General features: G+C 69.1%; 11 protein-coding genes. 2 read left to right on the forward strand and 9 right to left on the reverse strand.

What is annotated here, in order from left to right; all coding sequences use genetic code 11:
- The 7 genes from HV701_RS22855 to HV701_RS22885 all read right to left on the reverse strand — a co-directional run.
- Nucleotides 1–875, reverse strand: an 875-nt coding sequence (locus HV701_RS22855) for a CheR family methyltransferase (protein ID WP_175135290.1), incomplete at its 3' end; no start/stop codon positions are given.
- Nucleotides 872–1,408, reverse strand: a complete 537-nt coding sequence (locus HV701_RS22860; RefSeq protein ID WP_175135291.1) for a chemotaxis protein CheW — start codon at nt 1,406–1,408, stop codon at nt 872–874. The genes HV701_RS22855 and HV701_RS22860, both read right to left, overlap by 4 nt.
- Before the next feature lie 6 nt (nt 1,409–1,414).
- A complete protein-coding gene (locus HV701_RS22865; protein WP_175135292.1) occupies nt 1,415–3,034 on the reverse strand; it encodes a methyl-accepting chemotaxis protein in 1,620 nt (539 codons plus the stop codon).
- 363 nt (nt 3,035–3,397) lie between these two features.
- On the reverse strand, nt 3,398–4,882 hold the full coding sequence (locus HV701_RS22870) for an amidase (protein WP_175135293.1): 1,485 nt from the start codon (nt 4,880–4,882) through the stop codon (nt 3,398–3,400).
- 132 nt (nt 4,883–5,014) lie between these two features.
- Complete coding sequence (locus HV701_RS22875; protein WP_175135294.1) at nt 5,015–5,527, reverse strand: PaaI family thioesterase; 513 nt, start codon at nt 5,525–5,527, stop codon at nt 5,015–5,017.
- Between the two features lie 76 nt (nt 5,528–5,603).
- Complete coding sequence (locus tag HV701_RS22880) at nt 5,604–7,181, reverse strand: enterochelin esterase domain-containing protein (protein WP_175135295.1); 1,578 nt, start codon at nt 7,179–7,181, stop codon at nt 5,604–5,606.
- Nucleotides 7,182–7,351: 170 nt separating this feature from the next.
- Nucleotides 7,352–8,236, reverse strand: a complete 885-nt coding sequence (locus HV701_RS22885; protein ID WP_175135296.1) for a LysR family transcriptional regulator — start codon at nt 8,234–8,236, stop codon at nt 7,352–7,354.
- A gap of 192 nt (nt 8,237–8,428) precedes the next feature.
- On the opposite strand from HV701_RS22885, the gene HV701_RS22890 reads away from it, so the two are divergent.
- Both HV701_RS22890 and HV701_RS22895 read left to right on the forward strand, forming a co-directional pair.
- Nucleotides 8,429–9,958: an MFS transporter gene (locus HV701_RS22890; protein ID WP_175135297.1), complete on the forward strand. Its 1,530-nt coding sequence runs from the start codon at nt 8,429–8,431 to the stop codon at nt 9,956–9,958.
- A 126-nt stretch (nt 9,959–10,084) separates the two neighbouring features.
- Nucleotides 10,085–10,495 carry a group III truncated hemoglobin gene (locus tag HV701_RS22895; RefSeq protein WP_175135298.1) on the forward strand — a complete coding sequence of 137 codons (411 nt, stop codon included), beginning with the start codon at nt 10,085–10,087 and terminating at the stop codon, nt 10,493–10,495.
- Between the two features lie 36 nt (nt 10,496–10,531).
- On the opposite strand, the gene HV701_RS22900 is transcribed toward HV701_RS22895, so the two are convergent.
- Together HV701_RS22900 and HV701_RS22905 are read right to left on the reverse strand one after the other, a co-directional pair.
- Nucleotides 10,532–12,802, reverse strand: a complete 2,271-nt coding sequence (locus tag HV701_RS22900; RefSeq protein WP_175135299.1) for an ATP-dependent DNA helicase — start codon at nt 12,800–12,802, stop codon at nt 10,532–10,534.
- Nucleotides 12,799–14,454 (reverse strand): VRR-NUC domain-containing protein, encoded by a 1,656-nt coding sequence (locus HV701_RS22905; protein WP_175135300.1) that lies wholly within the window; start codon nt 14,452–14,454, stop codon nt 12,799–12,801. The genes HV701_RS22900 and HV701_RS22905 overlap by 4 nt, the downstream gene beginning before the upstream one ends.
- Nucleotides 14,455–14,499 lie beyond the last annotated feature (45 nt).

Consider the following 14,499-nt stretch of genomic DNA (forward strand, 5'->3'; position numbering starts at 1 on the left):
CGTGACGCCAGCGCATCGACCCGCGCGCGGTCCACTGGCACCCCGGGCGCCCAGGCGGCGGCCTCGACCGGCGCCGTCGGCTCCGCGCGGAAGGCGAAGGCGCGCGCCAGCGGCACTGCCGGCAGGCGCCGCGCCGTCATCAAGCTGGTTTCGGCCGGCCCCATGAAAAGCACGCCGTCGCGGCGCGCGAAACGCCTAAGGATCGTGACCGCGCGTTCCTGCGTGGCGCTGTCGAAATAGATCAGCAAATTGCGGCAGAACACGAAATCGTAGGGCTGGACGTTGGGCAGCAACTGGGCATCGAACAGATTGCCGGCCAGAAACCGCACCCGCGCCTTGACCCCATCGGCCAGTTGATGGCCCTCGGCAGTCTCGGTGAAATAGCGGTCGCGGTACGCCAGGTTCTCGCCCCGGAACGAATTGCGGCCGTAGCGGGCACGCCGCGCGAATTCGACCATGCGCTCGCTGATGTCGACCGCATCGACCTGGAAGCGCGCCGCCGGCACACCGGCATCCAGCAACGCCATGGCGATGGAGTACGGCTCCTCGCCGCTCGAACAGGGCACGCTCAGCACGCGCAGCACGTGGGCATCGGCGCCCGGCGCGAACAGGCGTTCGCGCGCCAGCCTCGCCATCGCGGCCAGAGATTCCGGATAACGGAAGAACCAGGTTTCCGGCACGATCACCGCCTCGATCAACTGCTGCATCTCGGCCGGCGAGGTCTGCACCCGCATCAGGTAATCCTGCTCGTCGTCGACGCCCACCGCCTGCATGCGATGGCGCACCGCCCGCTCGACCGCGGCCGCGCCGATGGAACCGCTGTCCAGGCCCATCTTGCGCTTGAGCACCGCGCTGAAGTCGTCCACCATCATCATGGCCGGGCGCCTCCCGCGGCGGCCGGCTCGGCCGCGAACAGCAGCGCGCGCACCGGCTCGGGCAACAGGTCGGCCACCTTCACCGCCTGCACCATGCCGCGCGCATCGCTCAGCACCGGCCCGAGATAGCGGGCCTGCGGCGTATCCAGTCCCGCCGGTTGGAAAGCCGCCGGATCATAGTGCGCGGTCTCGGTGGCCTGCTCCAGCACCAGGCCCAGCTGGCGCTCGCGGTGCTCCTGCGCCGGTCGGTAACGCACCAGCGCCAGGCGCGTGCTGGTCACCCGGGCCGCCGCGCCGGCGCCAGCCAGCGCGCTCAGGTCGATGACCGGCACGGCCGCGCCCCGGCAATCGAACATGCCCGCCACCCAGGGCGGCGTGCCCGGCACCTGCTTGAACGCGCGCATGCCCAGCACTTCGATCACGTCACCGGCATCCAGCGCATAGCGGTCCGCGCCGATGCGGAACAGCAGATACAACCGGCGCCGGCCGGTGCCGCCGGACGCCGCCAGCGCAAGCGGGGCAAGATCGGTCATGGCGGGTCAGACCTTGAAGCGCGACACACCGCTGCGCAGGTCGTTGGCCACCAGCGTCAGATCCTCTATCGCCGCGCTCGACTGACGCAACGATTCCACCGTCTGCTGGGCCGCGTCGCTGAGCTGCTGCAGCGCCTGGTTGATCTGCTCGGCGCCGGTGGCCTGCGCCTGCATGCCTTCGTTGACCATCTGCACGCGCGGCGCCAACGTCTGCACCTGCTGGATGATCTGCGACAGCTGGTCGCCCACCTGCTGCATGTCGGCCATGCCGCGCCGCACCTCTTCCGAGAACTTGTCCATGCCCATGACGCCGGCCGACACCGACGACTGGATCTCGCGCACCATCTGCTCGATGTCGTAGGTGGCGACAGCGGTCTGGTCGGCCAGGCGGCGGATTTCGGTCGCCACCACCACGAAGCCGCGGCCATACTCGCCGGCCTTCTCGGCTTCGATGGCCGCGTTCAGCGACAGCAGGTTGGTCTGGTCGGCCACCTTGGTAATGGTGGTGACCACTTGCGTGATGTTGCCGGCCTTCTCGTTCAGGATGGCGAGCTTGGCGTTGACCGAGCCGGCCGCGCCCACCACATTGCGCATCGTGTCTTCCATGCGCGCCAGGCCGACCTGGCCGTTGCCGGCCAGCGATGCGGTCTGCTCGGCCGCGCCCGACACTTCCGTCATGGTGCGCACCAGTTCGCGCGAGGTCGCCGAGATCTCGCGCGAGGTCGCGCCGATCTCGGTGGTGGTGGCCGCCACTTCCGACGCGGTGGCCTGCTGCTGCTTGGAAGTGGCCGCGATTTCGGTCACCGAGGTCGCCACCTGCACCGCCGAGCGCTGGGTCTTGGCGACCAGGCCGGTCAGCTCGTCGACCATGCCGTTGAAGCCGGTCTCGATGGCATTGAACTCGTCCTTGCGCGCCAGCGTCAGGCGGCGCGACAGGTCGCCGCCGCCAGTGGCTTCCAGCGTCTTCACAATGCTGCTCATGGGATTGACGATGGCGCGCATCAGCAGCACGCCGCAGATGATCGCCGCCACGATCGCCAGCCCCAGCGACACCAGCATGGCGACCTCGGCCTTGTCGACCGCCTTCTGGATATCGATGGCCGACTCGTCGGCCAACTGTTTGTTGGCTGCCACCATGTCGGCCAGCACGTCGCGCCCGGCATAGAAAGCCGGCCGCAGCTCGGACTTGATCTTGGCCTGGACCCGCAGCGGATCGGACAGCATCGCCGGATCCAGAATCTCGGCACGGATATGCATGTACGCCTGCAGCGTCTTCTCGAATTCCGCGAACATGCGCTGGTCTTCGGGGCGCACGATGGTGCGGCGATATTGCTCGATGTCGTCCATCAGGCGCTGATCGTTCTTGGGCAGCGCCGCCAGGCCGGCCTGGCGCTCCTGCTCGGAGTCACTGTGAAACGCGTCCTGCACCACGACGAAGCCGGCAAACCAGGAACCGCGGATCGCCGTGCTGTAGTAGATACCTGGCACCGCGTCGGTATTGATTGCCTTGGCTTCGGCCTCGACCTGCAGCAGCCGCTGGTAATCGACCACCACCATCAGGGCCATGATGGCCAGGATCACCAGAAAACTGGCGATGATGCGCTCACGTAGTGTCAGATTCTTCATACCGGGGCCCTTGTGCAGTATCGGCTCGCCAACGCCCTTGCCAGCGCCGTTGACGTTTTCGGCGGCCGTCCCGGGCCGCCCGTCGCCCATCGTTGACAGAATGTGGGAATAGTCAGCGATTATTGCAAAGGCGCGCCCGCTCAGCTACGGAAAATCAGGGAAACCCTCCCCTTTCCGGCCGCTTCCGTCGGAAAAACGCAAAGCCTACTTACAAGAAACTTGTCTTTTGGTGTGACAACGCGTACGAAAGCCCGCAAGCCTGCGGGCATTTCCTGGCGGCGGCGGACGGCGCCACGCCGGCGCCGGCAAGCCGGACACGAAAACCGCTGCGCCTGGAGGCCTGTCGACGCAGGCAGGAGCCGGTCACCCCCCTTGCTGGCGCCACAACCCTTGCGGCGGCCGGGCTTGCACCCAGTCGCGTATCCGCTCGTGCGCGTGCGCCAATTGCAGCACCGCCAGATCGCCCCGCGGCGGGCCGATCAACTGCATGCCCATCGGCAGGCCGGCCGCGCCAAACCCCACCGGCACGCTGACCACCGGGCAGCCGGCCAGGGTCCAGGGCGTCACGGTTTCCATCCAGCGGTGGTAAGTGTCCATGGGCCGTCCGGCAATCTCCTTGGGCCAGTCCAGCCGGGCATCGAACGGAAACACCTGCGCCGACGGCACCGCCAGGTAATCGACCTCCTCGAACATGCGCAACACGGTCTGGTACCAGGCGCTGCGCTCCTCGGCGGCCTGATAGACCTGGCGCGCCGTCATGCCGTCCAGCCCCTCGACCTCCCAGATCAGTGCCGGCTTGACCAATTTTCGGGTCTCGGGATCGCGCACCAGATCGTGATATTGGCCGCCCACCATCAAGTGGCGGTGGGCCAGCCAGATGCGCCACAGCCGCTCGCCCGCGAACGGCACGCGGTAATCGTCGACCCGGCAACCCGCCGCCTGCAGGTCCGCCAGCGCCTGCGCGCACAGCTCCAGGATGCCCGGCTCCATCGGCAGATAGCCATTCCAGTCGCCCAGCCAGCCAATGCGCTTGCCGCGCAGGTCCGCATCCAGCGGCTGCGCGAAAACGGCCGGATCATCGCCCAGCGACAGCGGCGCGCGCGCATCGTGCCCGGCGATGACCGACAGCATGCACGCCATGTCGCGCGGCGAACGGCCCATCGGGCCTTCGTACGACAGTTGCTTGAGGAACACCTCGCTGGACGGCCCGCTGGGCACCCGTCCGGCCGACGGCCGCATGCCATAGACGTTGCAGAACGCCGCCGGATTGCGCAGCGAACCGCCGAAGTCGCTGCCGTCGGCCACCGGCAGCATGCGCGCCGCCAGGGCAGCGGCCGCGCCGCCGCTGCTGCCGCCCGCGCTCTTGGACGCATCGTAGGGATTGACGGTGGTGCCGTAGACCGGGTTGTAGGTATGCGATCCGAGACCGAACTCGGGCACGTTGCTGCGCCCGACAAAAATCGCGCCGGCCGCCCGCATCCGCTCGACCAGGATGGAATCCTGCGGACTCACGTAGTCCTTGTACACCAGCGATCCCATCGACGTGACCATGCCGCGCACGGCAGTCAGATCCTTGGGCGCCTGCGGCATGCCGTGCAGCCAGCCCAGCCATTGCCCGGCCGCCAACTGCGCATCGCGCTCATCGGCCTCGCGCAGCAGTTCATCCCGCTCACGCCGCGCCACCAGCGCATTGAGCGCCGGGTTGACCGCGTCGATCTGGTCCAGGTAGGCCGTCATGACCTCGCGGCATGACAGCCGCCGCTGGCGGATCGCGTCCGACAGCGCATGCGCGGGCATGGCGACGATATCGTTCAGGCGGCCGGTGGCCGCCGGCGTGGCTGCATTCATGGTGTTGTCTCCGCTTTTTTCCTGGCAGGCCGACGATACTACGCCAATGCCGCACCCGCCGCGCGGTCCGGCCCGAAGCGGTCGGGCCGGGCAAGCCATCGGGCCGCCCCGCCCCCTACGCCCCGCCCGCTTTCAGGCCGGCGGACGCGCGAACACCAACAGGGTCGATGTGGCCGACGCCAGCAGGCGGCCCTGGGCATCGGTCAGCTTGGCCTCGGCATACGCCACCCGCTGCCCGAACGACAACACCCGGCCCTCGGCGCGCAACCGGCCGCTGTGGCGCGTGATGGCCTTGTGATAGGCCACCTTCAATTCCAGCGTGGTGTAGGCCTGCTCGGCCGACAGCCGCGAATGCACCGCACAACCGCAGGCTGAATCGAGCAACGTCGCGGCGTAACCACCGTGCACGGTGCCGATGGGGTTGTAGGCATGCGGGCCCGGCGTGCCCGCGAACACCGCCAGGCCCTCCTCGGCCTCGACGAAATCGAAATCCAGCGACACCAGGATGCCCGGCTTGCGCCCCGAGGCCAGCAGCGCGCGCAATTGCGCCAGGCCATCGAGACCGGCGCCGGTCTGGTCGACCAGGCTGGGTTCGCGTTGCGGGGCAGCGGCGGCGCCACCCGCCAGGGTCGAATCGGAAGTCATGCGGGAAGCTCCGGGATGGGGGAATGACGATGCTTGAATATGACGATTATCATATATCAATCCCTCCCCCACGGTTTCAACGCGCCGGCGCGCCCGCGCCGATCAGGTCGATCAGGCCATCGGACAGCGTGCCGCGCCAGCTCAGGTAGTCGTGCCCCCCTGCCACCTCCCGATGGGTGACGACATAGCCTTTGGCCTGCAAGACATCGCGCAGATGGCGGTTGGTCTCGAAGATGCCCGGCTGGCCGGCGCGCCCCGTCTCGAACTGGCCCGCCACCAGATAAAAGCGGATCGGCAGCCTGCGCACTGCCGCGTATTGGCGCGTCAGCCACTGGTCTTCGCCGCTTGGCTGGCCCCACCAATACGAGCCCGACTGGCTCAGCACATTGCCGAACACTTCCGGGTGGCGCAGCGCCGCATACGACGACGCCAGCCCGCCATAGCTGGAACCACCGATCACGGTGCGCGCGGCGGGCGCCGCGATGCCCTGACGCGCGGCCCAGGGCATCAATTCGCGCGCCAGGAAGTCGGCGAAATCCGGATTCGGCGGCAGCTCGAGGCCACGCGATTCGGCGGTGGGATTGGAGATCAGCAGCGCCGCCGTGGGGGGAATCACGCCGGCCGCGATCATGTTGTCCAGGATGATGGGCGTCGGCACCCGGTTAAGGTACGGGCCGGCATCGAACAACACCAGCACATGATTGTCGGCCCCACCCGGCCGCCAACCGGCCGGGCGATACAGCTGGATGTCACGGGTATTGCCGAGAATGGCGCTGGTGATCGGGCGCGTCTCGACCGTGCCCGGTGTCACGCCCGCGCGCGGCGCCACCCACGGCTCTGGCGGCGCATCGGCCAGTTCCAGCACCGAGGCGTACTGGAAGGCGTCCACCCCGCGTGCCGGATAGGGCTTGGGATTGAGCGGATCGGCCTGCGCCGTCGCCAAAATGGCGCGCCGCCGCGCCACGTCCGGGCCGGGCAACTCGGGCACGTCGGGCGCCAGCTTGTACGACAGGCGTGTCGAGCGCGGCAGCACGAAGCTCGCGTACCAGACATCGGACGCGCCCAGCCGCATCAGCATCGTATGGTCATGCCCGGGCCCGCCGAACAGCCGCACGTTGCGCTCGGCCCCGCGCCAGAGGAAGGTGACCCGGTCGTGCGTGGCGTCAACAGGTTCGACCAGCGGCGTGCCCCGTGCCGCCATGTCGCGCCAGAATGCCTCGGTATTGCCACCCTGTGTCAGTTCATGCGCCAGCGCCGCCAGGCGCGGACTGTCGATGGCGGGCGCCGGCGCGTGCTGCGCCTCCAGCGGCACGCGTTGGCTAAGCGTCCAGCGGTAGGCGCCCTGTCCGCTCGCGCGCACGGTATAGCGGCCGTCGGCGGGCGCCACCAGCATCAGCCCGCCGGCGGGCCGTTCGGCATCGCTCAGGCGCCGCAGGTGGCGTCCGTCGGCGTCCAGCAGGTCTATCGCCACGCCCGGCGCGGCTTCCCACTGGCCGGCCACGAACTCGCCCCTGGACAGGGCCAGCGCCGTGTCCACCGGCACGCCGGGCGCTACCCGGCCTTGCGCGCTTTGAGCCAGCACGGCGCCCGGCCCCGCGGCCAGCGCCAGGGCGAGCCAGCGGGCGCGCCACAGATTGTTTCTCTTGGAATGCATCTTGTTGTTCCCCACCCGCGGCCGCCCTGCGACGCGCGAGCGCCGGCGCGCGGACACGAATCGGTATGAGGGTTGCCAAAAACGAAATAAGTATCATTATTGCCCGAAAACAGACCGATCCGGTCGAGCCACCCCGCCAAGGACGCGGGAATGGCCGCGCCGCCCACGCGTCACCCCAACGTGTGCCGCGCCAGGTGGTCCACGAACACCCGCAGCTTGGGCGACGGGTGGCGGCTGGCCGGCCACAGCGCCCACATGGTGGCGTTGCCGCGCGTGCGTTCGTCCATCACCGTCACCAGCCGACCCGCGGCCAGCTCTTCCTTGATGGTGAAGTCCGGCAGGCAGACGATGCCCAGCCCGCCCAGCGCCAGGAAGATGCGGGTCTCGACGCTGTTGCAGACCAGCGTCAGCGGCAGTTCGGGCGCCGGTGCGCCAGCGGCGGTCTTCAAAGGCCACTGCTCCAGCTTGCCGGTGCTGGGATAGCGGTAATGCAGGCAGCAATGGCGCAACAGGTCGCTGGCGCGGCGCGGCGTGCCATGCCGCGCCAAGTAGTCGGGCGTGGCCGCCAGGATGCGGCGGAACTGTCCCAGGCGCCGGCGCTTCAGTCCGGAGTCCTGCATCTCGCCTGAACGCACCACCGCGTCGTACCCCTCGCCGATCACGTCGACCATCCGGTCGGTGAAATCCAGGTCCAGCCGCACCTGCGGATACTGCTGCATGAACGTGGCGATGGCCGGTTCGAACAGGCGGCTGTAGCGCGGCAGGCTGACGCGCAGCCGGCCGCTGGGCGTGCCGGCTGCCTCGGACAGTTCCAGCTCGGCGGCTTCCACTTCGCACAGGATGCGGCGACACCGTTCCAGGAATTTCTCGCCTTCCGGCGTCAAGGTGATGTGGCGCGTGCTGCGGTGAAACAACCGCACTTTCAGGTGCGCTTCCATCCGCGCCACGCTCTTGCCGACCGCCGACGGCGACACACCCAGCATCCGCCCCGCTTCCGCGAAGCTGCGGGTGTCCGCCACCAGCACGAAAACACCGATACCGCTGAGGCTGTCCATCGCCAAGCTTCCTTCAATGCGGACTTTCATGTCCGGAATATTCGGAATCCTAGCCTATTTTTCTTTTATTGATGGCTGCCTATTCTGCCGGCACTGCGTTCCCGGACGCTCGACGCGCGCCGACGCCATTGCCTTGTTTGCCGGGCCGAGCCGGCCACAGCCTCGTTTCACGTTATCGACATCGCTATCGACATGACCTCCCTGCCTGCTTCCCCCGCCCCCAACCGCTGGCTGCAACTGCTGGCCGCCTGTCTCACCGCCGTGCTCATTCCCCTGTGCTTCACGGGCCCCGCCGTGGTGCTGCCTGCGATCAGCCAAGCGCTGGGCGGCACGCCGGTGCAACTGAACTGGATCCTCAATGGCTACATCCTGGCCTACGGCAGCGTCATCATGGTGTCGGGCAGCCTCACCGATCTGTACGGCCCGCGCCGCGTCTGGCTGGGCGGACTGGCCTGGTTCTGCGTCTTCACCTTTCCCATCGCCTGGGCGCCGTCGGCCGGCTGGATCGACTTCCTGCGGCTGATGCAGGGCGTGGGCGGCGCGGCGGCCTTTGCCGCGGCCATGTCGTCGCTGGCGCCGCTGTTCCATGGCGCGGCCCGGGCCCGCGCCTTCAGTCTGCTGGGCACCACCTTCGGCATCGGCCTGTCGTTCGGGCCGCTGATTTCCGGCTGGCTGGTGCAGACGGCCGGCTGGCGCTGGGTCTTCCACGGCACCGGCCTGGTCGGCCTGCTCGGCCTGGCACTGGTGGCCGCCAGCGTTCGCGCCTCGACGGGCGCGGCCGGCGGCCGTTTCGACTGGCGCGGCGCGCTCAGCTTCACCGGCGCGCTGGGGCTGTTCACCTACGGCATGTTGCTGGCGCCCGAGAACGGCTGGCGCGACGCCGCCGTGGCCGGCTCGCTACTGGCGTCCGTGCTGCTGGGCGGTGCCTTCATCATCACCGAGACGCGCGCCTCGCATCCGATGCTGGACCTGTCGCTGTTTCGCAGCCCGCGCTTTGTCGGCGTGCAGGCCCTCGCCGCCTCGCCGGCCTTTCTCTTCATCGCGCTGATCGCCATCCTGCCCGGCCGCTTCATCGGCATCGACGGCCACAGCGCGCTGCGCGCCGGCCAACTGATGATGGGCCTGGCCACGCCGCTACTGGGGGTGCCGTTCCTGGCGGCGCTGCTGACGCGCCGCTTCAGCCCCGCCACGCTGTCCAGCACCGGACTGGTACTGGCCGCCGCCGGCCTGGCCTGGCTGGCGCACGACCTGGGCAGCGACGCCGACGGGCTGTGGCTGCCGATGAGCCTCATCGGTATCGGCATCGGCTTGCCCTGGGGTCTGATGGACGCGATGGCGGTCAGCGTGGCGCCGCCCGAGCGCGTCGGCATGGCCACCGGCATCTTCAACACCGTGCGCGTGTCGGCCGATGGCGTCGCCATCGCGACCATCAGCGCCCTGCTGGCCACACTGATCCACGCCCAGGTCGCGCTCGCCCTGCCGGACGCCGGCGCCCAGGCCCTGTTGCAGGCCGCCAACCGTGCGGCGCTGGGCCAGTTGGACGAGGCCGGCGCGCTGCTGCCCGGCGCCAACGGCCTGCTGCACCAGGCCTACGATGCGGCCTTCGGGCAGGTGCTGTACGCCCTGGCCGGATTCGCGTTGTTGCTGGCCTTGCTGGTCCATGCCTTGCTGGCCAGGCCCGAGATGGCCCCGATGGCGCGAGCGCGGCCCCAGCCGCATTGAATGGCCGCCAAGCGGGAGCCGGCGCCCGCGCGCATGGAGCGGCGGCAGTTTGCGCCAGATCAATCCGTCCTGCCGCCGTCGCGCCCTACTATTCGCGCTGCCGTGACATGCCGCCAGGAGATTTTTTTGTCCGAACCCGACATCTGCACCGAAACCGAGATCCGCGACCTGGTGCATGCGTTCTACGCCAAGGCGCGCGCCGACAATGCGCTGGGGCCGGTGTTCGCGTCCCAGGTACACGATTGGGACCAACACCTGGCGACCCTGTCGGACTTCTGGTCCGCGGTGCTGCTAGGCACCCGCCGTTTCACCGGCATGCCGATGCCCAAGCACGTGGCCATGCCGCACTTGAGCGCCGCGCTGTTCGAACGCTGGCTGGCGCTTTGGGGCGAGACCCTGGCGGCGCTACCCAATCGCGCCTTGGCCGATGCCGCCGGCGAAATGGCCAAGCGCATGGCGCGCAGCCTGTGGTATGGCTACCAGCTCAGCCGCGACCCGGCACAACAGCCGACCGAATTGCGCCCCACGACCTTCTAGGGCCAGGGCCTGCCCCGCGGGCGCCCGGCGGCGGCCCTAATCCACCCGCCACCAACTGGGCAGCAGGTTGCGCACCTTGGCGCGGCGGTAGCGGTCATCGATGAGATGCACCGTGCCCACGTCCTGCTCGGTGCGGATCACGCGGCCGGCGGCCTGCACCACCTTCTGCATGCCGGGATAGAGATAGGTGTAGTCGTAGCCCTGCGCCTCGCCATAGCGCCGCGCCATGGCGCGTTTGATGTTCTCGTTGATGGCATTGACCTGCGGCAATCCCAGGGTGGCGATGAAGGCGCCGATCAGGCGCTTGCCAGGCAGGTCCACCCCCTCAGAAAACGCACCGCCCAGCACCGCGAAGCCGACCCCCTGGCCGCTTTCGGTGAACCGCGCCAGGAACGCGGCGCGGCCGGGCTCGTCCATGCCCGGCGTCTGCAGCCAGATCGGCACTTGCGGATGGCGCAGCCGCATCAGCTCGGCGACCTGCCGCAGGTAGTCGAAGCTGCTCAGGAAGCCCAGGTAATTGCCCGGCCGGCGCGCGTATTCGGCCGCGATCAGGTCGGTGATGGGCGCCAGCGAACGCTCACGGTCGCGATAGCGGGTGGACACGTGGCCCACCACCCTCACTGCCAGTTGCTCGGCCTGGAACGGCGCGGCCACGTCGATCCAGGCCGTGTCCTGCGGCAGGCCCAGGGTGTCGCGGTAGAACTGCTGCGGGCTCAGCGTGCCGGAAAACAGCACCGTGGCATGGGCCGCCGCATGGCGCGCCGCCAGGTACGGGGCCGGCACCACATTGCGCACGCAGAGCGTGGAAGGCGGCGTCTTGGCCCCATGCCCCGCGCCCGCGGCCCGGGTCACGTCGAACAGCGCATGCGGGCCGAACTGCTCGGCCAGCCGCAGGAAATGCAGCGCTTCGAAGTAGAACGCCAGCACCGGATCGTCCTGGGCCAGCGGCGACTCGCCCAGGTAGTCGGTGATGGCGGCCACCGCCTTCTGCACCGCCGCCAGCACGCCGGCCGGCGCCTCGTCGTAGGCCTGGTAGGCCTCGGCCTGCTTCTTGTTGAGCGCCGTCCAGGAACGCTGCAGGCCGTCCAGCGGCTTTTTCAGCGGCTTGGGCGCGGCCTGCCGCGCCGCCGCCAGGCCCAGCGGGTTCAATTCGCCCGTATACATGCGACGGGCGCGATCAACCAGGTTGTGCGCCTCGTCCACCAGCACCGCCACCTTCCACTGGTGGGCCTGCGCCAGCGCGTGCAACATGGCGGTGGCGTCGTAGTAGTAGTTGTAGTCGCCTACCACCACATCGCTCCAGCGGATCAGCTCCTGCGAGAGGTAATACGGGCATACCTGGTGGGCCCGGGCCGTGGCGCGCACCGCCGGCGCGTCCAGCCGCGCCTGCGCCAGCGCCGCTTCGCGCGCTGCCGGCAAGCGGTCGTAGAAGCCCTGCGCCAACGGGCAGGAGTCGCCGTGGCAGGCTTTGTCCGGATGCTCGCAGGTCTTGTCGCGCGCCTGCAGGTCGAGCACCCGCAGGCGGGGCTGCGCGGGCTGGGCGTTCAGGCTGTCCAGCGCCGCCAGCGCCAGGCCCCGGCCCGAGCCCTTGGCGGCCAGGAAGAAGACCTTGTCCAGCCCGGTGCCCGGCGCCGCCTTGAGCAGCGGGAACAACGTGCCCAGCGTCTTGCCGATGCCGGTGGGCGCCTGCGCCATCAGGCAGCGGCCATCGCGCGCCGCGCGGTACACGGACACCGCCAGCTCGCGCTGCCCGCTGCGGAACTCCCCATGCGGGAACGCCAGCCGTTCCAGTGCCGCGTCGCGCGCCTGGCGATGCGCCAGCTCCGTGCGGGACCAGTCCAGAAAACGCGCGCATTGTTCCCGGAAAAAGGCCGCCAGCCAGGCGGCGTCGCGCGTTTCGGCCAGCACGGTTTCTTCTTCGGTGGCCACGTTGAAGTACACCAGCGCCACACGAATCTGCGACAGCCCGCGCGCCAGGCACAGCAGGTGCGCATAGACCCGCGCCTGGGCCCAGTGCGCGGCGCGGTGATTGTCGCGCACGCTGTCGAAGCGGCCGCGATAGGTCTTGATTTCCTCGAGCTGGTTGGCCACCGGGTCATAGCCGTCGGCGCGTCCCCGCACCAGCAGGTTGTCGTGCTGGCCGGTCAGCGCCACCTCGGTTTCATAGGCCGGGCCACGCCGGCCCGTCACGGCGGCGTGGCCGGCCATGCCCTCCAGGCCGCTGGGGGCGGGCGTGAAGCGCAGGTCCAGGTCGCCTTCGCGGGCCGTGAACTCGCACAGCGCCCGTACCGCCACCGTGTACGTCATACTCCTGGCCCCCGCCACCTGACATGGCAGACCCGCACCGGCATGCCATGCTCGGCGCAATAGTCCAGCCAGCGGATCTGGTTGTCCTGCAGCTTGTCGCCCGGCCCCTTGATCTCGATGAGTTCATAGCCGGGCGCCTGCGCCTGGAAGCGGATCAGATCGGGCAGACCCGAGCGGTTGGCCTTGACGTCGCGCAGCAGCCGCAAGAAGAACCGCTTCAGGTGCTGCGGCGGCAGATGAGCGAGCGCCTGTTCCAGCAGCGCTTCGTCCAGCGCCCCCCAGAAAACGAAAGGCGATTGCACGCCCTGCTTGTCGGCATAGCGGCGGCGGATGGTGTCGCGGTACTCGCCCGTGTCGAGTTGCGCCAGGCAGGCAGCGAACAGCGCCTCGCGGCGGGCATGGAAGTCGGGCGCGTCCAGGTCGGCCGGGCCGCGCTGGAACGGGTGAAAAAACGCGCCTGGCAAGGGCGCGAACACCGCCGGCCAGCACAACAGGCCGAACAGGGAATTGATCAGCGCGTTCTCGACGTAATGCACGGGCGCATCGTCGCAATGGAGATGGTCGCGGGCGGCCAATTCCACCGGCCTGGGCGGCTCGGGGCGATCCAGTTCCAGGTCGAACCGCAGCACCCGCGGCGGCGCCGGACGCGGCGCCGCCTGACCCGCCTTGCGGCGCAGGCGCGGCAGCATGCGCGCCAGCCGTTGGGATTCTTCCTCGCTTTCCGGCTCGGCTTCGGCCTGCAAGGCCAGCGCCAGCGCCTGATCGAAGCGCGCCATGCGCTCATACACCCGGATACGCCGATGACGCGCCCCGGGATACGCGCACAGGCCGTACACCTGTTCGGCCGCCTGCCAATCCTGCGCGCGTTCGCAGGCCTGACCCAGGCGCAGCAATACCTTGGCGCGACGCTTCTCCAGCCAGGCGTTGTCGCTGGCGCATTCGGCCACCGCGCGCAGCTGGGCCTCCACATCCAGGCCCTGGTCCAGTGCCTGCCGGCAGGCGTGCAGCGCCAGATAACGGTCGACATCGCCGCGCGCCTGGAAAGCCCGCGACGATGGCTCGAACGGCACGGCTTCATACTGGAAGACTCCCAGATCGGCCAGCACGAACGCTGACCAGTCCTGGTGCAGGTTTCCGAAGAACATCAGCCGGAACCGTTCGCATAGATCGGCGATCGCCACCCGCCATGCCGGGTCGGCGGGTACGCCGGCCGCCGCGCCCGATACCCAGCAGGCATGAGGCCGGGCCTCGGGATGGCGGGCGCGCAGCGCTTCGAGCAGATCCGCCTTGCGTCCCGCCCCCTTGGCCGCGGGGATGGCGAACAGCCGGTCCAGTTCGGGCCGCGTATGCAAGGCGAACAGCTCGTCCAGCGTCATCGGGGCATCGGCGTCCAGCCAACCCAGCGCCAGCAATGGCGCGGCGGCCTCGGCCGTGCCGGGGATTTCCTCGTACACCAGACGGCTGGCGCGGAACCAGGGCCCGCGCCGCATCAGCATGCGCACCAGCAACGCCCGCGATGCCTGCGGCAGGCCGGTGAAATCCGCCATGAAGCGGCGTTCACGATCGTCCAGCAGATCGGCATAGCGGTCGCCGACCCACGCCAGGGCGCGCTGGAAATTGTGCAGGTAGTAGTAGCGGTGCGCGGGCAACATCGACCGGAAAATGACTGGATATTTATCCAGCAATCATAGCAGGCC

Source organism: Achromobacter pulmonis (assembly GCF_902859765.1).
Lineage (GTDB): Bacteria > Pseudomonadota > Gammaproteobacteria > Burkholderiales > Burkholderiaceae_B > Achromobacter > Achromobacter pulmonis.